The sequence below is a fragment of the Methanosarcina barkeri 3 genome (assembly GCF_000970305.1).
Taxonomy (GTDB): domain Archaea; phylum Halobacteriota; class Methanosarcinia; order Methanosarcinales; family Methanosarcinaceae; genus Methanosarcina; species Methanosarcina barkeri_A.
In genome coordinates, this window is record NZ_CP009517.1 from 1,277,053 (window position 1) to 1,297,327 (window position 20,275).

The 20,275-nt window shown below is 41.1% G+C and carries 19 protein-coding genes; 8 read left to right on the plus strand and 11 right to left on the minus strand.

What is annotated here, in order from left to right; all coding sequences use genetic code 11:
* The first annotated feature begins 148 nt into the window (after window positions 1-148).
* Complete coding sequence (locus tag MSBR3_RS05140; RefSeq protein WP_048106891.1) at window positions 149-1,306, plus strand: LL-diaminopimelate aminotransferase; 1,158 nt, start codon at window positions 149-151, stop codon at window positions 1,304-1,306.
* A gap of 103 nt (window positions 1,307-1,409) precedes the next feature.
* On the opposite strand, the gene MSBR3_RS05145 is transcribed toward MSBR3_RS05140, so the two are convergent.
* The 3 genes from MSBR3_RS05145 to MSBR3_RS20905 all read right to left on the minus strand — a co-directional run bounded on the left by MSBR3_RS05145 (window position 1,410) and on the right by MSBR3_RS20905 (window position 2,699).
* Window positions 1,410-1,955 carry a ferredoxin domain-containing protein gene (locus MSBR3_RS05145; RefSeq protein ID WP_048106892.1) on the minus strand — a complete coding sequence of 182 codons (546 nt, stop codon included), beginning with the start codon at window positions 1,953-1,955 and terminating at the stop codon, window positions 1,410-1,412.
* 72 nt (window positions 1,956-2,027) lie between these two features.
* Entirely contained in the window at window positions 2,028-2,501 is a 474-nt protein-coding gene (locus MSBR3_RS20900; RefSeq protein ID WP_268989141.1) for an MBL fold metallo-hydrolase, read from the minus strand.
* The gene (locus MSBR3_RS20905) at window positions 2,502-2,699 is read right to left on the minus strand and encodes a hypothetical protein (protein ID WP_230627829.1); all 198 of its coding nucleotides are present in this window, start codon (window positions 2,697-2,699) and stop codon (window positions 2,502-2,504) included.
* Window positions 2,700-2,918: 219 nt separating this feature from the next.
* On the opposite strand from MSBR3_RS20905, the gene MSBR3_RS05155 reads away from it, so the two are divergent.
* Window positions 2,919-4,313, plus strand: a complete 1,395-nt coding sequence (locus MSBR3_RS05155; protein ID WP_048106893.1) for a lipocalin-like domain-containing protein — start codon at window positions 2,919-2,921, stop codon at window positions 4,311-4,313.
* Window positions 4,314-4,402: 89 nt separating this feature from the next.
* Window positions 4,403-4,534, plus strand: coding sequence for a hypothetical protein (locus MSBR3_RS21375; RefSeq protein ID WP_268989120.1), 132 nt, complete (start codon window positions 4,403-4,405; stop codon window positions 4,532-4,534).
* A 232-nt stretch (window positions 4,535-4,766) separates the two neighbouring features.
* On the opposite strand, the gene MSBR3_RS05165 is transcribed toward MSBR3_RS21375, so the two are convergent.
* Window positions 4,767-5,960 (minus strand): MBL fold metallo-hydrolase, encoded by a 1,194-nt coding sequence (locus MSBR3_RS05165; RefSeq protein WP_230627831.1) that lies wholly within the window; start codon window positions 5,958-5,960, stop codon window positions 4,767-4,769.
* Window positions 5,961-6,740: 780 nt separating this feature from the next.
* On the opposite strand from MSBR3_RS05165, the gene MSBR3_RS05170 reads away from it, so the two are divergent.
* A complete protein-coding gene (locus MSBR3_RS05170; protein ID WP_048106897.1) occupies window positions 6,741-8,330 on the plus strand; it encodes a flavin monoamine oxidase family protein in 1,590 nt (529 codons plus the stop codon).
* A 228-nt stretch (window positions 8,331-8,558) separates the two neighbouring features.
* Complete coding sequence (locus tag MSBR3_RS20020; protein ID WP_155396727.1) at window positions 8,559-8,717, plus strand: hypothetical protein; 159 nt, start codon at window positions 8,559-8,561, stop codon at window positions 8,715-8,717.
* A gap of 638 nt (window positions 8,718-9,355) precedes the next feature.
* Here MSBR3_RS20020 and MSBR3_RS05175 read toward each other — a convergent pair.
* From MSBR3_RS05175 to MSBR3_RS05185, 3 genes are all read right to left on the minus strand, one after another.
* Entirely contained in the window at window positions 9,356-11,647 is a 2,292-nt protein-coding gene (locus MSBR3_RS05175; RefSeq protein ID WP_048106899.1) for a DNA topoisomerase I, read from the minus strand.
* A gap of 437 nt (window positions 11,648-12,084) precedes the next feature.
* Entirely contained in the window at window positions 12,085-12,600 is a 516-nt protein-coding gene (locus tag MSBR3_RS05180) for a TIGR00725 family protein (RefSeq protein WP_048106901.1), read from the minus strand.
* Window positions 12,601-12,867: 267 nt separating this feature from the next.
* Window positions 12,868-13,389, minus strand: a complete 522-nt coding sequence (locus MSBR3_RS05185; RefSeq protein WP_048106902.1) for a DUF367 family protein — start codon at window positions 13,387-13,389, stop codon at window positions 12,868-12,870.
* 500 nt (window positions 13,390-13,889) lie between these two features.
* Here MSBR3_RS05185 and MSBR3_RS05190 point away from each other — a divergent pair, with 500 nt between their 5' ends.
* The 3 genes from MSBR3_RS05190 (at window position 13,890) to MSBR3_RS20910 (ending at window position 15,669) form a co-directional block, all read left to right on the plus strand.
* Window positions 13,890-14,459: an HdeD family acid-resistance protein gene (locus MSBR3_RS05190; RefSeq protein WP_048106903.1), complete on the plus strand. Its 570-nt coding sequence runs from the start codon at window positions 13,890-13,892 to the stop codon at window positions 14,457-14,459.
* A gap of 38 nt (window positions 14,460-14,497) precedes the next feature.
* Window positions 14,498-14,878, plus strand: a complete 381-nt coding sequence (locus MSBR3_RS05195; RefSeq protein ID WP_048106905.1) for a hypothetical protein — start codon at window positions 14,498-14,500, stop codon at window positions 14,876-14,878.
* Between the two features lie 155 nt (window positions 14,879-15,033).
* Window positions 15,034-15,669 (plus strand): ArsR family transcriptional regulator, encoded by a 636-nt coding sequence (locus tag MSBR3_RS20910; RefSeq protein ID WP_230627836.1) that lies wholly within the window; start codon window positions 15,034-15,036, stop codon window positions 15,667-15,669.
* A gap of 860 nt (window positions 15,670-16,529) precedes the next feature.
* On the opposite strand, the gene MSBR3_RS05210 is transcribed toward MSBR3_RS20910, so the two are convergent.
* The 4 genes from MSBR3_RS05210 to MSBR3_RS05225 form a co-directional block, all read right to left on the minus strand.
* Window positions 16,530-17,597: a sensor histidine kinase gene (locus tag MSBR3_RS05210; protein WP_052723290.1), complete on the minus strand. Its 1,068-nt coding sequence runs from the start codon at window positions 17,595-17,597 to the stop codon at window positions 16,530-16,532.
* A gap of 155 nt (window positions 17,598-17,752) precedes the next feature.
* On the minus strand, window positions 17,753-18,076 hold the full coding sequence (locus MSBR3_RS05215) for a hypothetical protein (RefSeq protein ID WP_048106909.1): 324 nt from the start codon (window positions 18,074-18,076) through the stop codon (window positions 17,753-17,755).
* A 453-nt stretch (window positions 18,077-18,529) separates the two neighbouring features.
* Complete coding sequence (locus tag MSBR3_RS05220) at window positions 18,530-19,108, minus strand: FumA C-terminus/TtdB family hydratase beta subunit (protein ID WP_048106910.1); 579 nt, start codon at window positions 19,106-19,108, stop codon at window positions 18,530-18,532.
* Window positions 19,108-19,950, minus strand: a complete 843-nt coding sequence (locus tag MSBR3_RS05225; RefSeq protein WP_048106911.1) for a fumarate hydratase — start codon at window positions 19,948-19,950, stop codon at window positions 19,108-19,110. The genes MSBR3_RS05220 and MSBR3_RS05225 overlap by 1 nt, the downstream gene beginning before the upstream one ends.
* Between the last annotated feature and the right edge of the window lie 325 nt (window positions 19,951-20,275).

The following is a 20,275-nucleotide window of genomic DNA, read 5'->3' on the forward strand; positions in this document are numbered from 1 at the left end:
AGTTAAATCTTTTGAATTAATTTGATTATCTTAAAATAAAAAATAATTGGACAATTCCCACTTTACCTACATCCCATACCTTTTAATATTCCAAACTCCGTAACTATGCTCACTTACGCATGCCAATCATCTTCAGGTGACGTTATCAATGTATTCCGACCGAATCAACGCATTACCCCCATACCTTTTTGCTACTATAGACGAAGCGAGGGACGAACTGATTGCCAGGGGAGTCGACGTTATCGACCTTGGCGTAGGAGATCCTGACCTGCCGACGCACCAGCATATTGTCGAGGCTGTGCAGGAAGCTGTCTGCGACCCGAAAACTCACCAGTATCCTTCTTATGCAGGGATGCCGAAATTCAGGAAAGCGGCAGCGGATTGGTGTAAGAAATACAAGGGTATTGAGCTTGACCCTGCAACTGAAGTCCTTGCCTTGCTCGGGTCAAAGGAAGCAGTTGCACATATTCCGCTCGCTTTTGTCAACCCTGGAGATATCGTGCTCTATACTGAGCCAGGGTATCCGGTTTACAAAATCGGGACAATGTTTGCTGGTGGAGAGCCATATCCACTGCCGCTGACTGCCGAAAATAATTTCCTGCCGGACCTTGACTCAATTCCTGAGGATGTCCTGAAAAAAGCAAAGTTATTCTTCTTTAACTACCCGAACAATCCGACTGCTGCAACTGCTGACATGAAGTTTTTTGAAAAGGTCGTTAAATTCTGCAAAAAGAATGACATCATTGCAGTGCATGACAACGCTTACTGCCAGATGACATACGACGGGTACGAATCTCCTTCTTTTCTTGCTGCCGACGGAGCAATGGATATTGGCATGGAACTCTATTCGCATTCCAAGACCTATAACATGACAGGCTGGAGGCTCGGGTTTGCAGTAGGAAATAAAGATCTTATAAAGGGACTCGGCAAGGTCAAGTCCAATGTGGACTCAGGTGTCTTTGACGCTATCCAGATCGCAGGAATTGCAGCTCTCTGTTCTTCCCAGGCCTGTGTCGAAGAAACAAACAAAATCTATCAGGAGAGACGAGATGCCCTGATAGAAGGACTTACCGCAATGGGCCTCAAAGTAAAACCGCCAAAAGCCACCTTTTATATCTGGGCTCCGGTACCTGAAGGTTTTACCTCAATGAGTTTTGCAAAACTCCTGCTCGAAGAAGCCGGAATCATTGCAACCCCTGGTGTCGGGTTTGGAGAAGCCGGCGAAGGTTACATCAGGTTTGCCCTCACAAAACCTGTCGAGAGGATTAGAGAAGCTGTCGAGAGGATGAAAAAACTGAAATTTTAAGTGTTTATTTCAAAAAGAATCTGGCCCGCGAATGGGATACCAGGCCAGAAAAATTTTCTCTTTCTACAGCAATCCTGTCTTTTTAATAAGCTCTATGTGAACTTCATTTTCTATCAAAAAAGATATTTTTCCCGGTTGCACTTAGCGGAATTCCAAAAACAACATCTGCATCCAGCAAGCCTGAAACCCTGGCGGCTGCACCGATTGAGTACATCACTCTATTATCAATGCAGAAATCCTTGGCTTTTGCAACGGCTGCTCCTACAGCAATTCCCAGGTCTACATATTTGAGCATGCAGTTCGGGCCACTGAAATCTACTTCTACCTTTTGCCGGTTCAGCATCTCAGCACAGGTTTCAAAACCACAGGCTCCACAGTCCAGGCCTGCAGCTCCTCTGGTTTTAACACCAATCAGGACAGTAGCCCCTGCATTTCGAAGATTTGCAGCATCCCTTTTTAAAAAAGCAAAGCCTGCACCTTTTTCCTCTGCCAGTCTTTCCATTGTCGAGGCAAGCAATTCTACATCAGATTTTTCGACAAGGGCAGTCACTATATCGTCTACACCTTTTGCTTTAGGGGCAGTCCGTGCAGCTAGAAGTACGCTCTTTGCAAGTATGTTAAGGACTTCGGATTCAGGATTGAGAATCATGCCAGCTAATTAGATCCATCCGGGTTTAAGCATTTCGCAGGCTAAAAAGGCTATTTGTTTTTCTTTCCTTCTTTAAAAGGTAAATAACTCCCCATTTGCAGGCGCATAAGCATCCACGCCGATTTCTTCCGAAATCCACTGTGCAAAGCTTTCGGTTTTGTCCCCATGCATTACAAAGACTCTTTCCGTATCTTTCTTGCAGAAATCCTTCACAACCTTTTTGAGCTCGCTATCGCCGCTATGTGCGGAAAAGTCATACTGTTCCACTCTGGGCTTGAGAGTGAGAATATCTCCTCTGGTCTCGACAAACCTGTGATCAAGGGCCAGCCTGCCGTTTGTGCCTTCTACCTGGTAGCCAGTAAGCAGGATTCTTGAATCAGGATCTTTGTAAAGCCGGCTGAGATAATGCATTACGAACCCTCCATTCAGCATTCCGGCTGTAGTGACAATAACTAACGGTTTTTTAAGGACTGGCTCCCCTGCCTGTCGTTTACGGAAATAGCATGTTCGAAAGCCCTGTCCAAGAGGTCTGGATTTTTCAGGTATTCAGGATACTTTTTTAAGATTTTTGTACACATCTCTGCACATGCCGTCCACGTAAGCCTGAATTCCGTGGGCATCAAGCAGCATAAGTATCTCCTGGGTTCTGCCTATTACATTTCGGCTCAATACAACTGTAGAGGATATTCTGAAACCTCGACTAGATAACGTCTGGTTTTCATTAATATAGAGTAATGTTTTCAATATTCATCTCCTTATTTATAATTCTTACTATATTATATTCTCTAGATACTAATGTTGCTATAATTTAGACCCATTTCTTCGACATACAATATGGAGATAGAATTTATCCAATACTAATCTTCTAAAAAAATGTGTCTTGATGATTAATTGATAAAGCAAAATCTGCTTAACGAATTCATAAAGCAGGCCCAATTGTCTATTCGCATACGGGGGTAAAGAATGAAAATTGGATTGAAAATTGGATTGATAGTTTCTCTACTATTTCTATGCTTAGCTATTCCTCTTAACGCCGCGCAAGCATCAGAACCTGCAGGAACCATCGCAGTCAAAGTAGATAATGAAACTTCAATGAACACAACAACTTCGGCCCAAGGATCCGCACCGTGGCTCACAAGCCCAGGGCTGAACACGGAAGAACAGGGACTCTACCACTTTCCCAGGGACCACCAGTGGCATAGCGGACCTACCTACCACTTCAACGATTTCGATGAGTGGCACTACTTCACATTCCTGGGCAAGGACCTGACGACAGGCCACAACATATCTTTGTTTGTGTGCAATTTACAACAGGGTTGGCGCAATGACATACAAAGGCCCCACACCAGGGTTCTCGTAGCCTACCTCGACAAAGATGAAGCCAAGTTTTACAGTCATGCCATTGACCCGACGGGCAAGTTTGTAACCACGGGATCCAATGGGGATTTTAATTATACGGTAGGTGAGGTTGGTAAGGAGCAGGGTTTGGCCACGAACTACAGCTATTCCCAGGAAAGGTGGAATTTCAAAGGGTGGGCGACAAACGAGAGTAATATGACCGTCGGCACTCCGTACAACTTTGACGTCACCGGGATCGTAAAGGTCCCAGGCTACATTCCAATGGCCTACTGGGGGCTGGAAAATATCGGATTCAACAACCAGTACGACCAGAACCCTTCGACTATGTACGGTCTTTCATATTACTACGTAGCCCCGGAGATGGAAATGAACGGCATGGTAACCCTTGATGACGGCGTCGTCCATGAGATTGAAGGCATAGCCTGGTTCGAACACCAGTGGGGTAACTTCCAGTCACCTGAACAGCTCCGATACTTCTGGGGATATGCCCGTTTCCCCAATGGAGATTCATTCACCTGGAGACAGTATTACGGCAGTCCTGCGGGAGTTGTACCTACCACCATACCTTTCAACATAACAGCCGCCATGATGGGTTGGGACTCTCCGCAGATTCAACAAAACCGGTTTGCTTTTGTACCCAGGGGCCAGCCACCGCAGTATGCATTCGGACCGTCCATGGTGTACACGCCGACAAAGTGGTGGACATCACCTATAACGAATATGTCGTACCCGTGGTGGGGCGAACTAAAGACGCCGAAAGGAACGTTCTACGTATCCCCATCCGCTACTCCTTCTCAGGAGAGCGCGGGCGCTGCGGGTCCATTCATAGAGGGAGCGTTGGAGCTCCATAGTGGCTCGATTGATGGACCAGTGGTAGCAGAAGGATTCTGTGAACTGGCACAGCTACCTCCACTAGGAGCGCCAATCTCCCGTGGGCTTCCCGAAGCTACTGCTCCGGGACACATCCGCTTCGACGGCGGTCTGAACCACAGCGTATAGAAACAGAACTGAACCTCTCGTGTGGGAACTGAACAGGTAACCGCGTCGCCGATATGGAACGTCGGCGATGCTAAATCGACTGGGGCAGCTTGTCCTTCCGTGGTATGGGAGGCTTGAAGACCTGGAAATCTCCAGTGACAGGACTTGGTTGCCTGACCGAGGGCCTTATAATGACTGGGTTAAGGGCTGTCCGACTCACCACCGGACGGCAACCCTGTTGATAGCGCCCAGCAGACATCCAACCTTCTTTAAGGAGTAGTTCTCCCTCGTGATGATCCATCAGTGCTCGATGAGTGTTTTCTAAAATGGATGGTTATCAAGCCCTTGTTGATAATGAAGATATCTGGATGATTTAAATGCCAAAAATTCTGTCCAAAGAGTGCAGTAAAACCACAAATAGAAAAAGATGTTTAAGAATCTTTTTTAATAACTGTTCATCCTTTCATTTTATTTTTAAAAAGTAAAAGATTCCCCGTTTGTGGGTGCATAAGCTTCCACACCAATTTCCTCTAAAATCCACTCTGCAAAAGCTTCGGTTTTATCTCCATGCATTACAAAGACCTTTTCAGTGCCTTTATTGAAGAAATCTTTCACAAGCTTCTTGAGCTCACTGTCTCCACTGTGTGCAGAAAAGTCGTACTGTTCTACCCTGGGTTTGAGGGCCAGGACATCTCCGTTGGTTTCTATCATCCGGTGTTCCAGAGCCAGCCTGCCATTTGTGCCTTCAACCTGGTAGCCAGTAAGCAGAACTTTGGAACTGGGATCTTTGTAAAGCCGACTCAGGTAATAAAGTACAGGTCCCCCGTTCAGCATTCCGGCTGTAGTAACAATGACGGAAGGTTCTTTAAGGACTGAGTCCCTCTGCTGGTCTTTTACGGGAATGGCACGTCCGAAAGCCCGGTCAAGAAGTTCGGGATTTTTAAGGTATTCTGGGTATTTTTTAAGAATCTTGTAAACATCCCTGCCCATGCCGTCCACATAAGCCTGAATTCCGTAAGCATCAAGTAGCATAAGTATTTCCTGAGTCCTGCCTATTGCAAAGGCAGGGATAAGGGCAGTTCCTCCTCTATCGAGAGTATTAAAGATCGATTCGATAAACCTCTCTTCGGTTTCTTTTCGTGGGATATGTTCTTCCCCAAAGTACGTGCTCTCGAGAATAAGAGTATCGGCCTCGGGAAATTCGGCTGCACCGGGCACAAGTCTTGTTTCCTTAAGGTTGAAATCTCCGGTATAAAACAGGCTTTCTCCGGATTCCGATTCAAGGAAGACTCCGGATGCTCCGGGGATATGGCCTGCGTTGTAAAAACAGATTCCGTACCCATGACTTTTGAAAGGCTTGTCATAATCGATTTTTTGTGTTCGCCTGGCGAGCTTCTGGAGGTCATCGGGATCAAAAGGAGATATTCCTGACAGCGTACTTTCTGCAAGTTTCAGGGTGTCTTTTCCAAGCAAAAAAGTAAAGTCTGCAGTCGGAGGAGTCATGAAAACCTCAGGATTCTGATACATAAGGTTGGGGACAGCTCCGCAGTGGTCAAGATGCCCGTGGGAAATAAGCACGACCTTCGCTTCCATGCTATTAAGAGGGTACTCTGGAATGTCCCCTGTTTTTATCCCGTAATCGAGCAAGACTTCCCCATTTACAAGCAAACCCGAACGTCCTACTTCCCTGCATCCGCCTTTAAAGGTAAGTTCCAGAATAAAACCTCTTGAAAATTTATGAATTTATTTAATTTAAAAAATTCTATCGGATTTATTAAGCTTATTAAATTATTAAGCTTAATAGTTTAATAAGCTTGGTTCTCAATAATTTTGCTTATTTTATTATTTCAGGTGGTTCTCTGGTTGTTCTCAACTCAGTCACTCTTGAAAAAGCAAAGTTCAGTTTGGTTATTTCACTTCAAGTACTTGTTCTAATTTTAAGAGAACTTTGAATTTTAAGGTGAGACCTGAAACCAGTAAAAACAGCATTTTGATAATCCTAATATGATAGTAAGCACATAAAAACTTGCAAAAACTTTGTTACTCTGTTACTCTGATTTGGGTCTAAAATCAGGGTTCGAAAACGTTTAGCGCAGTTAAAGGTTTTACAGATAGTAAGATAAGACTATTCATTTCATATTCAGTTCTAAAAAGCTGCAAGATCAAAAGTCTGTAAAAATTATAATTATGCATAGTTAAAATAAAGGTGGTCACATAGCTAAAATAAGGCGATCAATTAGAACCGAAAAGAAAATAACTAATTTTACTGCAGAAGACTTTTTAACAACCATATCGAGAAAGACAGAGTTCCATTTTCTGTATTTACCAATATGGCATGTAACTTTCAAGCTGGAAACTACACTTTGTCTGCAAAAGCTGGTAAACTGCACCTGGCCTACAAAAAGTGAAGACCAGCTTAAATGAATTGTGGAGATGGGGAGAGATAGAGTGTCTGATATTATAAGTTCCGATACGGTAATAGTAGGGGGAGGCATCACAGGTCTTTATACCTTTTACAAACTAAAACAGTTAAAAGGCGTTAATCATACCGTTTCTCTGTTTGAAGCTACAGGTCGCTTTGGAGGTCGAATCGAGACTGTAGAAATGGGAGGATTTTTAGCAGAATATGGTCCAATGCGATTTGAGAAGCTTGCACAACCCCTACTTATGGATCTCATAACCGAACTTGGTCTGGAGACAAAACCTTTCGTACCCTATACAGCGGCAAAAGATCCTGATTCTCTTTTTGATTTAACTTTTGACGAATCCGGAGGTAAATGCTCTGGGAGTAAATTGACAACACTTGAGTTATTGAAACTGGGAATTCTACGCCTATTAAATGCAAGCGGTGGAGATATGAACGACCCTAATGACCCCAGGCATCGGGCATGGTGGGCTACTCTTGACGAGGAGTACTACAGCTATGTACGTAATGAGGCGAGCTACAACGGAAAACATCTCTACGAGATCGGCTTCTGGAACGCACTCAGTCTTGTTCTTAGCTACCGTGCAGTGAATAAAATCATACATTATGGGACTTTCTACCATCTTATTCATTTTAACCCCAATGCAGCAGAATGGATTATTTTCTGGCTGCGCGGACTGCATCCTGACGATGAACTGGTTGGCATAAAACAGGGTACTGAGTCTCTTGTTCAGGAGTTAGTCCGTAAATTGGACTCTGGACCTGAACTCTCAGGCTCGTTACATCTTAATCACAGGTTAACAGCTCTTTTTTCCCAGCCTGATGGAAGAGTTTTACTGGAATTTAAGGCTGAAAATAAGGCTGAAAATAAGGCTGAAAATAAGGCTGAAAATAAGGCTGAAAATAAGACAGAAAATAAAATTGGCAATAAAACTGACAATAATGTAGTTAAAGTACTGGCAAAAAATGTTGTGCTTGCATTACCTCGTTGTCCTCTGATGCAACTTCGTCCTCAGTTACCTGAGTATATTGGAGAACTGGTAGACTCTGTAATTCCTATTCCACTGGTAAAATGTTTCTTTGTTAATGAGAATCCTTGGTGGAATGAATTCACACCGCCACAAACACGAGCCTCATCTACTCCAGCAAGGGAAATCCATTATGCCTTCAGGAAAGACGGAAATCAAAAACGTGGGATTGTAATGGTTTATGGTGACCCGCCAAGTATGCGCTACTGGATGCCATTTGTACGGCAACCGGAACATCTAAAGGCAGAACTAAATCGCGATAAACGTCTTGTTGAAGGCTACCTTCAATATCTACGGTCAAACCCTGACAATACAGACGTTGAAGATATAGAAGCAGAGGCTGAACTAATAAGTTGTTTCGGCATAAGGGACTGGAGCCGTGAACCATTTGAAGCGGGTTGTCATATCTGGAAAGCTGGCGTTCGCGCTGAAGAGGCAATAAAAGAGTTAACTGCATTCTCATTACAGGGTTCACAGCTATCAAATAAAAATATCCATATATGTGGTGAAGCTTATTCGGATTTCCAGGGTTTTATCGAAGGTGGTTTACGAACGGCGCTGCAAGTTATAAAGCACATTACTTGAACTAAAGCACATTACTTGAACTTAGAGACAGTTCTCTGGCTTTGTAAAAACCTCTATTTTCTTGTTATTCTTTTTCTCTCTTTAACGAATCCACATACAGGCTGACGACAACAGGCAAGTTTTCAGGTAAGATTTCTGTTTTGGCCAGACTCCAGAGAAAAGATCTTATCTGTTGGCAACAGTATAAACATATTATATCAGTTTTATATCACAAGGAGTTGAACCAAGATGACAAAATTATGTCCACTGCGTCCGAATTCTCCCTTAGGAAACAGAGCGCCCGATTTTGCAGCGTGCCTTGAGGAACAATGCGCATGGTTCGATAATGGAGAATGTGCAGTAAGATCGTCTACGGGCTGGCGCATTCAGGTGAGAAATGGCTTGTGAAATATCCTTCATCTAAACAGATTGCTTTCTGAGCCATATCGAGCAGGATAAGAGAGAACAGACAGAGAGAACAGACCTCATAAATGCAACAGTTTTCCCATAAAACCACTACATTTTGTCAAATTATATAAAACCACTATATTTTGTCAGATTATATAGAACAATCTATGTATCTGATTACATTTCACACGAAAATTAAATTCTGAATAACTGGCACAAATAAATGAAAATCATTTCAATATTTTCATGCTAACGAAGTACACACACTTGAAGGAGGGAGAAAAACAAAAGAGAAGCCTGGAATAGTAGTAAAAGGTAGTACAAAAGAGGTAGATTACTATTTGCCAATTTTTTCTTTTTCTCTTTTCAGGTAAAAACCGCTCTCCTTCGTCGAGCGTAATAAAAACGACATGGATGGAGAGTAAGGTTTTAGGGGTCAGAACTTAGATAAATTCTTCAACCGTCTACTTTTACCAGATATATCAATTATATAGTGACATCAATTATATAGTGACATCAATTATATAGTGACATCAATTATATAGTGACATCAATTATATAGTGACATCAATTATATAGTGACATCAATTATATAGTAACAGGCAAAAGCAAAAATCAGACGTCAGTGAGGACTATTTTCATGCGTCCTCAGCTGTACAGTTGTCCTTGACCGTGCTGTTGCCTTCAACCGTACCGTTGCACGAAACCTGCCAGCTTTTGACCTTCTTCACGCTGGTCTTTATTATTTTCGCGAGCTCTACGGGGTCGGCTTCTGCCAGGGCTTCCACGCTTGTAATTCCGGCTTCTTCCAGTTTTCCTGCTGTGGCTTTTCCAACGCCTTCGAGGTCCGTAATCGATTTTGGCCTTTCTTTTTTGGGCAGCTGAGCCTGTTCTTCCTGCTGGGTTTTCTGCCATTCAATGAAATTGCACTGAGGGCAGCCAAGGTCCCAGGGCCGTTTTCCTGCATTGATTATACGGATATGGTGCAGGCCGTGAGTCTCACAGACCTTGTCAGTAACTATGATCTGTCCGCTTCTGGGCAGAGGAAGGGAAAAGGTACAGTTCGGATAATTGTTGCAGCCAATAAAACGGCCTCCTCTTTTCGAGCGCCGAATTATAAGCTCGTTTCCGCAGCCTGAGCAGATGCCTATGATTTTATCTTCCCTGAGGCCTGCCTGAAGAGATTCTACGATTTTTTCCCGGTTTTTATCAAGTTCCGAGAAGACCTGCTTTAATATCTCCCGCGACTCTTCAAGAACAGTAGACTCTTTGATCTTGCCCTCAGCAATCCTGTCCATGTTTTCTTCAAGCAGCTTTGTCATGTCCGGTTTTGTAATAGTAGGGGAGTACTTCTCAAGAGTATCCATTACTGCAAAAGAAGTATTCGTAGGCTGCACAGGATTTCCGTGGATGTAAGCCCTGGAGTACAGCTTGCTGATTATCTCATGCCGTGTCGCCTTTGTTCCAAGCCCGAGCTCTTCCATAATATTAATAAGTCTTCCCTGTCCGTAACGGCCTGGAGGCTGGGTTTCTTTATCCGGCATCTCTTTGTTTGTAACCTTCAGGGAATCGCCTTCATGAAGTTCAGGGAACAGTCTGTCTTCAGGCGCATTGTAAGGATAGTACCATCTCCAGCCATGTTCTACAAGCCTTGCCCCGTTTGCCCTGAACTCTTCTCCGTTGATGTCGAGTTTCAAGCGCATAGTTTCCCACTCGCTTGGCCCGGCAAAAGTTGCAAAAAAGCGCCTGACTACAAGTTCATAAACCTTCCACTCTTCCTCTTTTAAGTCGGACTCTTTTGCAAGGGAAGCCGGAAAAATAGGCGGATGGTCGGTAGTCTCCTTTTTTCCTCGCGTAGGAATGAGTTCGGCTTTCTCAAGAAGGGACTCTGCATATTCTTTAAAGGAACCTTCTTTGAAAATCTCAATCTGCGCCCTCAGGTCAAGAGTGTCGGGATAAACCGTATTGTCGGTTCTGGGGTACGAAATATAACCATTGGTATAGAGGGCTTCAGCTATGCGCATCGCATTTGCAGGACTGAGCCCGATTGAGTTTGCTGCGCTTATGAAACCTGTGGTATTGAAAGGAGTCGGGGGCTGGTCAGTCTTTTTCCCTTTTTCAATTTCTTTTAATTTGGCCTGTTTCCCCAGTTTCTTGAAGACTTTTGTTGCCTCCTTTTTATCCAGGAAACGGCGAGTTGAATGTTGAGCCGAGAAGGTTTCTTCTTCTGCATTTTGGAGTTCTACATGGATCTCCCAATAAGGAGTAGGGACAAAAATATTCCTCTCTTTTTCCCTGTCAACAATAAGAGAAAGAGTTGGCGACTGTACCCTGCCCACAGAAAGAAACATCTTTCCAAGCCTGCCTGCGGCAAGAGAAATATAACGGGTAAGGGCTGCACCCCAGACCAGGTCAATGACCTGCCTGGAGTGACCTGCATCCGCAAGATTAAAATCAACATCTGTCGCGTTTGAAAATGCGGCTTCTATTGCTTTTGGGGTTATTGCACTGTAGCGCACCCGGTCAAAAGGAACATTTGGATTCACCTGTTTTATAATATTGAGAGCCTCGACTCCTATCAGTTCTCCTTCCCGATCGTAGTCAGTAGCAATTGTAACCCTGTTTGCTTCCTTTCCCAGGCTTCTAAGGGCAGTTACAATCTTCCGGTTGATAGGAGTTGTTATTATATCGGCGTCGATAAGGGTTTTAGCCTCCACTTTCTGCCAGTTGTTGTATTCTTTGGGAAAATCGATCCCTACGATATGGCCCGACAGCCCTATAACTACAGTCTCCTGCTTCTCTTCATCGGACACAATTTCATACCGGTATACGTCTACTCCACTGACTCTATCCTTCTTCGGGTTTTTTGGAGCCAGAATTGCAGCTATCCTCCTTGCTGCTATATTTTTTTCCGTTACAATAAGGTGCATTTAAAACTCCGGCATAATTTTTTAAATATTATGGAGGAATACTAGCGTACCCCAAAACTCCTTCCAGTCTGAGACAAAGCCTGCCTCCTAATCCTAATTCTTTGAAGTTTCCTTTTCCAATATATATTTTTGGATTAAATCTTAAAATACGCTGTCATCCGTAACTAAAATTAGGCTTAAAGCTCTTCACATGCCCTTTCAGGAGACTTCATACACCCGTTAAACTTTTCTACTCATCTGTTCATTTTCCTCTTCACAAATTCTCCGTTGGATACGATTTTCTGTGAGATATACGATTTTCTATGAGATACCATTCTCTGTGGATACCATTCTCTGTGGATACCATTCTCAGGATACATTTCTCTAGGATACATTTCCGGTTGATTTTTCAATATTTTAAGCTTTTCAAGTTTTTCTGAGTTGATTTTTAGCTGTTTTTAGTATTTTTCCTTAATACTTTCCTTTAAGGACTTTTTCTCTTCAGTCAGCTTGAAAGCAAGTTCTACGGCTTCTTCCGGACTTTCTACTCTATGAACGCCTTCGATTTTCCAGCCTGGTTCAAGCACGACTACAGGTTTTCCCATCTTCAGACCAAGAGCTATCTCCGAAAGTGTTCCATATTCTCCGTTAACTGCAATTAATGCATCCGATGACTGCGCTATAAGAACATTTCTGGCATGCCCCATTCCGCTAACGACTGCAATATCTATCCAGAGATTTGCTTCTTCTCTTAGGGTTCCGGGCAAAATTCCCAGGGTTATTCCTCCTTCTTTCTTTGCTCCGCATGCAGCAGCCTCCATAACTCCGCCCAGACCTCCGCAGAGCAGAACAGCCCCTCTTTTTGCTATCTCTCTTCCCACCCTTTCTGCAAGAGCCCTGACCTCGATGCCGCAAGTACCTGCACCTATGACTCCTATCTGTTTTCTGGCCTCTGCTTTTACCGGTGTTTTCATTGCACAAACATCCTATTTTTCATATTAAGTCTTTTGTGAATGTTTTTTTCGAGTAAGCCTTAATTGCTAATTTTTGGAAGTAATTAGAGACAATAGACAGTCAAAAATGATGAAAAGTGAAAATTAAGAGATTCTGGACAGTGAATATCAGAGCTAATGGACAATGAATAGTCAGAGCTAATCGACAACGAATGGTCAGAAGTAATGGACAACGAACAGTCAGAGCTAATCGACAACGAATAGTTAGAGATAGTAGATAATAGAGAATTAAATGTAGTGACTCTGAATTTCCACGATCTCAGTACTGTTCTTTGCGGTTGCGTACTCTTCAAGAGGTTCCTGATTGAGTTCAAGAAAGCTGTGCCCCCAGTTAAACTTGGAGAGGACTTTTTCAGCCTGTTCTTTGTGCCCCAGAATGTATAGAGCTGCTGCAAAAGCTTCAGCTGAATTGAGTTTGAAGGGCCTTCCGAAATTAACAGGATTGCCTGCAAGTAAATAAGGAAGGGCCCTGTGCTCAAGGTTTAATTTAGTAAGTTCTGGAAAAACCCTTTCTACTTCTTCCCAGGAACAATCGAGTACGATGATCCCTTTTTTGTAATTGTCGGCAGGAGAGAGAGCTTTTTCTGCAGTAGGATCAAGAAGGATTGCTGACCTTGGCAGCCTTGATATCCTGTCATAAAGGCGAGCAAGGTCAAAGCGAGCCAATTTCCTTCCGGTGCACTTTTTCGGGTCACACTGCCCGGCATGGTATATGTAAAGGGGAATATCCCGTTGATCTGTTGGATTCATTACTTATCCTCTGGATGATGGGATCCTATTTAAACAGCTTCCTTATTTACCTGTTTCTTTGTCTACTTGCTTCCTTATTTACCTGTTTCTTTGTTTACTTGCTTCCTTATTTACCTGCTTCCTTGTTTACCTGCTTCTTTGTTCACTTGATTCCTTTTTTCCTGCTTCCTTGTTTACCTATTATTCTCTTTTATTTCCGTTTTTAGATATTGTTATTAAACACTTACTTTTAACTAAAAAGTTTTTTAAGAATTAATAATAAGTTAATTTATATTTAATAGATCATATATAATTACACATACCACTACTTTGTCTGTGGTCAAGTGTGTGAAAGGAGAAGGCTACACTCTCTTTAACTCTGGCTATTCCTGAGTGTAAATAGGTCATCCAGAAACATCAAAGCCTCTCAGGATAATGATACTTCCTTATCTGTGTTTACATCTATATTGTGGCCACAAAAAGTAGGGTTGAAGAACTAAATATTTGGGGAAATGGACTATATGGAACAACCAGCTGATATTACGGAACAATCGATTGAATCTGATTATGAGATCGGGTATGAAATACTGCAGGTACCCTGGTGGGTAGTTCTTCTGGAAGGGATCATTGCCATCCTTGTAGGCTTATTCCTCTTATACAGGCCTGCAGCGACCACTATCTTTCTTGTACAGATTCTTGGTATTTTCTGGCTAGCAGAAGGAATTCTTTCTGTCATAGGAGCGTTTATATTTTCGGGGAATAGGGTATGGAAATTGCTTTCGGGTATCCTGAGTATTATTGCAGGAGTTGTTATACTAACGTACCCAATCTACAGTCCTTTCATAGTCCTTACACTATTTGTTATTTTCATAGGAGTATGGGCTATTATCAATGGGATAGTGAAAATTGCCCTGGCGCTTAAAGGAGGAGGATGGGGAATAGGAATAATCGGTATTCTTACCGTAATTTTAGGTCTGCTTCTTCTAACCAATTCTCTGGTGGGAGCCCTGTTTTTGCCATGGATATTCGGCTTTTTCCTTATTATCGGGGGAATCGGGTCACTTATCTGGGGACTAAGAATGAGAACCTGACATAGAGCTATCACAGAACAGGAAGGGGAAATTTGAGTATGGAAAGACCTATTGGTGTCACTATACTGGCCTTTGTAGCTATTGTTCTGGCATTTTTAAACGCTATTGTAATGCTTCGATTTCTCGGCTTTTTGCCTTTTTTAGGGGTAATTGAAGGCCGTATTTTCAGTCTCTGGTATGCATTACTTTATGGCCTGCTCGCCTACATATGGGCATGGCTGGCTCAAATGCTCTGGCAGGTTGACAAGGAAGCCTGGATGTTTCTGGCCGTCATTACGATATTCAACCTGTGCATCGATTTTGTGTTACTGGTCACAGGAGGTACATGGTATGATGTAAATTTGTCAGTTATTGTGAATGCCCTTGTTCTTATCTATATCATGCTGCCGGGTGTAAGGGGGGCATTTAGAACAGATTAACGAGCGAAGATGCAGGTGGCAGAGATATTATTCTTAAGTATATTATTAAGTAATGAAAAAATTCACGCCTTCCTGCTCCTTCTTTAATTTCTGGGTTTCCTGTATGGAAACAGAATGATGTGAGCTTGAATACCTTTTTCTCTTTTTGACCCGCTTTGTTCGAGGTAAAGACCTGTTTATCCAGTTCCCTGATAGATATATTAAAAGACAGAATCTTTCTGTCAATTAAAACCCTTAAGTCCTTTTGTCAGGAAAATAATAATCATAGAATAATCGTAAGAATAATAGTAACAATAACAGTAACAATAACAGTAACAATAACAGTAACAATAACAGTAACAATAATAGTAACAATAACAGTAACAATAACAGTAACAATAACAGTAACAATAACAGTAACAATAATAGTAACAATAATAGTAACAATAACAGTAACAATAATAGTAACAATAATAGTAACAATAATTATAACAATATTGAGAATGAAAAAGTATATATTAACAGTTTTTGCAGTAGAAATAATGAGATCTAACCTGATCACAATTCTTTTGTCCTCCGAAAAAAGAACCGATCTTCTTCTTCTGCTCAAAGAAAAGCCCCGAACAATTGAAGAGATTAATAATGAGCTTGATACAAACTCGGTTGCGATTCTCCCCCAGCTTAAAAAACTAAAAGAAAATGGGCTCGTGGTTCAGGAGGAAAAGATATATGAGCTTTCCCTTCTCGGAAAAATTATTGTCCGAAAAATGGAGTCTCTTGTAAAGGCTTTAAGGCAGCTTGAGGAAAACTAAAATTAGAACCACTGTATTGGATAGAAGATAAGATCGAAGATTAGATGCCTGTAAACCTGATGAGGGCAATAGATAAAAAGCTAGTTTCAAAATTACATCCATTTATGCTTTTGACCAAAACCAGATATCCCATTTAGTTATGTTGATCTTGATTTTCTACTTAGAAATATTGATCCGGAGGGATTGAAGATAGTTTCGAAACAAACTCAAATAAAAAATGCGAGAATTTTTTGTGTACTTCTTACATAACAGTTAATTTTAAAGAGGACTTCGATAAACCTCACTTTTTGGCTACCTGCTTATAAAGGATATATAAATGATTTGTTGAAATCAGAGGTTTATCGAAATTCTCTAAAAGTTGTTTTCTTTAAAATAAGTTTTCTGCTCTTATAGTAAATGCATAAAGAAATAAGTTGACTTTATAATTTTGCAATTTTTTCATACATTAGTGTAATCAAAATTTACTGTATTCTTTTAAACTGCTTATTTAAAGAAAATAAGTTAATTTTACCCCAATATGAGATAGTTAAATTATAACAGATATAAAAAATATCCATATAAATACAATATTTAATATATTTAAAAAAAGAAATATTTTTCTCAAAATAAGTAACAATAATGAAGATCTTTTCTTATATGAGACTGAAATAATTTGTTTGCCAAAAGAGAGTTATTTCTAGGTATGTTAAAAACTATATGAGAACTATTAACATTTAAAAACATGTTATAAATATATTTAATCAGAATCGACTTTGTTTATAATCAGAAAATTATAGAAGCACGTGAAGTAAAAATCGTGTTAAAACTTTTGGAGATAATTTTCTGATAAGTTCGTAATAACAAGCTGAGGTATTTAATTTTTATATTATATAATCCTTAAACCATATCGTAAATTCTGTTCCATTATTTCTTTTAAGCTCTATACAACCGTCTATTTGTTCGACTAAAATATTTACAAGTTGAAGTCCAAGAGAATCTGTGTTCTTGAAGTCAATTTCCCTGGGAAAGCCCTTTCCATTATCTTTTATTATAAGTATAAACGGTAGATCTTCTATATTTTGACATTCAAAGTCCGTCCTGAAATCCCTGGATTTTTCGAGATACTGCTTGTAATTTTCATTCCTGCAAAGAATGATGCTAATTTCTCCTTTGCTTTCGTCCACAAAGGCATACTTCAGAGCATTAGAAATAAGTTCGGTAACAATATTCCCAAGGGGAATTGCAGTATCCATGTTTAAACTAACTTGTTCAAGGTTCAGCTTCAGGGAAATATTGTTATTTTTTATGTTATATGAATCAAAAAGATATGTAGCCAGATTTGTGAGATACGCAGAGAAATCAAGAATTTGGGCAGTTGAGTCTGTGGATCTATAGAGTTCTTCATGAATAAGAGCCATCGAAGCTACACGATTCTTACTTTCCTTAAAAGCTTCTAGGACTTTTGAAGTATCGCAAACAGTATTTTCAACTAAATTTTCCGCTTGCAAATCGAGAAGTGATGAAATAACCTGCAAGTTGTTTTTTATCCTGTGATGAATTTCTTTTTTTTGTGCTTCTTCAAATTTCATCTTGCTCTCTTGAGCTTTTTTCTGTTCATTGATGTCATAGACAAAACTATGGAAGACACCTTGATATTTCTGATTTTCAGGAACAACATGTATAATTTCCTTGACCCATCTGGTTTCTCCGTCCTTTCTTCGTATCTGATATTCGATTTCTGCATAAATATTGGGGTTCAACTTAACCCACTTTATATGTTCAAGAACCAACGGCTGGTACTCAGGTATAACCAGATCAATCCACTTCAGGTTCATTGAGTCAAAATCATCCTTAGCATAGCCAGTAATTTCTTCCACAGCTCCGTCTATATACATCGGAGCAAGATTATCATCAAGCCAGAGCCCAATGGATTTCCTAATATTTTTCATGAACACATTATAACTTTCTATGTCCCTCTCCAGATCTTCTTCTGAGCGTTTCCCTCTAGCTGGTTCATTCTTGAGTAATTCCTCTTGAGAGATTTCTTTATTTACTCCAAGCTTCCCGTAGATGTGCCCTAATTCATCTCTAAGGAAAAGAGAGGTTAATGTTGAAGCAATGCCCCCCCCTCTTCTTTATTTTCATTGAACTGTTTACCGATATACTTTTTAGTTTTTTCTTCCTTTATTCTTAACAGTCTGTCATGTATATTTGACGCATCTTCGGCAATTTCCTCTAGTCCTATTCTCAACAGCTTATCATGTAGTTTTAAGGCATCTCCCACAGTTTCTTCAAACTCTTCACGTTTGTTTAAAATATCAACTAAATTCTTTTTTCTATTCACCAAACCACTAAACCCCTTTAATAGCTTCGTATAAATCCTGAAATCTAAAATTATTAAAAATGTTTTAATAAAACGTTTCTTCAATTTTCTACCACAAAAATAGAGAAGCAAATAAATTATGTGCGCAAATAAAAATAGCAATAATAAGATATTAATTTATTGAAATTAGTCTCAAGACTGTTGAGTCTTTCAGACGGAATCTTTACTTATATAAGTTCTCAAAACGAAATTATACTCAGCAAAAAATAATTTAAAATTCCATAAACTTTAAAAATCGATATTGTAAATATTTGTCAGTAGTGTCGCACTTTTTCCTACTTTCTGAATATCTGTAATCCTTGTAAATCTAGCTGTCTCATAAAATCTATTTTCCTGAAACTGCAAATCTGACAGACTATCGAAATATTGAGGACTAAGACTCGGGATATGAATCCCTGTTGCCTTTAATCCCTGCTACCGTCTAACGAAAATATTGGCTTGATATTGCTTTTCAAGCTACTTTTGAGTTTATTCCTGTCTTTCAAGCTACTTTTGAATTTATCTCTGCTTTTCAAGCTGTTTTTGAGCTTTTTCCCTTACCTCGGCAAAAATGTCCTTTCCTTTTGTGTCAATCCCTACAATAAGCGGCCCGAATTCTTCCACTCTGAGCACCCAGACAGCTTCAGGCATTCCAAGATCAAGCCAGTGGACAGCTTTTACTTCCTTGATTAACTCTGCAGCAAGAGCTGCACACCCGCCTGTATAAGCAAGGTAGACGGATCTGTTCTTCAAGGCATCGACAACGTCTTTCATCCCGCCTTTTCCTATGATTGCCCGGATTTGATGCGCTTTCAGGAGAGGAGGTGTCATTTTTGACATCCTGCCGCTGGTTGTAGGGCCGGCGGACACTACTTTCCAGCTGCCGTTTTCAGTTTTCTGCATCAGGGGGCCGCAATGGTAGATTACAGCACCTTCCAGGGAAAAAGGAAGTTCTTCTTTCTTTTCTCCCATCTCAAGAATTCTGGCATGAGCCTCGTCCCTGGCTGTCAGGATTTCTCCTGAGAGATAAACAATATCTCCTGCATTGAGTTTCTCGATATCTTCTTTTTTCAACGGGGTTTTCAGGTGATATTCCATTATTCATCCCCTCCAAACACAACCGAAGCATGTCGATTCGCCCAGCACTGGATATTTACTGCAACCGGAAGGGACGCAGTGTGGCAGTGAGCAGTTTTCACGCGTACTGCAAGGGCAGTTGTGCTGCCGCCAAGCCCCATACAGCCTATCCCAAGGGCGTTTACAGCCTCAAAGATCTCTCTTTCAAGTCCTTCCATCGGGACGTCAAGAGGCTCAAGCAGGGCTTCTTTTGCAAGCCTGGCTGCCGCATCAAACGAACCCCCTATACCGACTCCTATGGTCAGAGGAGGACAGGGCATTCCTCCGGCATTCACTACGGTTTCGAGCACGAAGTTTTTGATGCTTCCGGTTTCAGTAGGGTTAAACATACGCAATACACTCATATTTTCCGAACCTGCGCCCTTAGGAGCAGCCGTGATCTTCAACCGGTTTCCGGGAACAATTTTCCAGTGAATATCCGGAATTCCAACCCCTAAATTATTTCCGCTGTTCTTTCGGGTCAGAGGATCAACTGCATTCGGCCGAAGAGGAATTTCAGCTGTTGCAAGGACTACTGCTTCCCTGATTGCAGCCTCAAGGTCAAAACTCGACTGAAATTCGCTCCCGATTTCCGCAAAAAAGATCATGATGCCAGTATCCTGGCACATAGGAACCCTGTACTTTTTTGCAATTTCAAGGTTCTTCAGGATTGCCTGAAGCTGGGATTTTGCAACCTGATTTTTTTCTGCAGCCTCAGCTTTCCTGAGCGCATTCACTACATCATCAGGAAGCTCGATTTCCGCTTTTCTTAAAAGGTCTGCTATAGACCGGATAAAACTTTCACGGTTAATTTTTGTAGACAAAAGATCACCATTGTATAGGAGAAATGAATTCTTTAGAACAAAGGACAGGCATGAATATATATCCTGCACAGGATACACAGTGAGCGCTTTATGAGATGGATTCCAGGGCGCTTTTTTTGTTTTTAATGTTTAAATATCGAGCGGCCCAGATTCTGGAACTGTGCAGTTGGCTGGTAAAAGGAAGTTAGGTTAAAATTGTTTATATGTTTCAGGCATTAAGTGAGTAAAACAGGAATAAATATATCGTTGACTGATTACTAAAGATAACCTACTTTAAATTAACTGCTCAATAATGTCTTCTCTGTTTTTAAGTAATAAATAACCT

What these genes read in the sequence shown, in the direction of transcription:
- MSBR3_RS05195 (WP_048106905.1), top strand. Translation starts at nt 14,498, where the DNA reads ATGGAAAGACCTATTGGTGTCACTATACTGGCCTTTGTAGCTATTGTT.
- MSBR3_RS05175 (WP_048106899.1), bottom strand. Translation starts at nt 11,647, where the DNA reads ATGCACCTTATTGTAACGGAAAAAAATATAGCAGCAAGGAGGATAGCT.
- MSBR3_RS05180 (WP_048106901.1), bottom strand. Translation starts at nt 12,600, where the DNA reads ATGAAAACACCGGTAAAAGCAGAGGCCAGAAAACAGATAGGAGTCATA.
- MSBR3_RS05155 (WP_048106893.1), top strand. Translation starts at nt 2,919, where the DNA reads ATGAAAATTGGATTGAAAATTGGATTGATAGTTTCTCTACTATTTCTA.
- MSBR3_RS05190 (WP_048106903.1), top strand. Translation starts at nt 13,890, where the DNA reads ATGGAACAACCAGCTGATATTACGGAACAATCGATTGAATCTGATTAT.
- MSBR3_RS05145 (WP_048106892.1), bottom strand. Translation starts at nt 1,955, where the DNA reads ATGATTCTCAATCCTGAATCCGAAGTCCTTAACATACTTGCAAAGAGC.
- MSBR3_RS20020 (WP_155396727.1), top strand. Translation starts at nt 8,559, where the DNA reads ATGACAAAATTATGTCCACTGCGTCCGAATTCTCCCTTAGGAAACAGA.
- MSBR3_RS05185 (WP_048106902.1), bottom strand. Translation starts at nt 13,389, where the DNA reads ATGAATCCAACAGATCAACGGGATATTCCCCTTTACATATACCATGCC.
- MSBR3_RS05140 (WP_048106891.1), top strand. Translation starts at nt 149, where the DNA reads ATGTATTCCGACCGAATCAACGCATTACCCCCATACCTTTTTGCTACT.
- MSBR3_RS05220 (WP_048106910.1), bottom strand. Translation starts at nt 19,108, where the DNA reads ATGGAATATCACCTGAAAACCCCGTTGAAAAAAGAAGATATCGAGAAA.
- MSBR3_RS05210 (WP_052723290.1), bottom strand. Translation starts at nt 17,597, where the DNA reads ATGAAAAATATTAGGAAATCCATTGGGCTCTGGCTTGATGATAATCTT.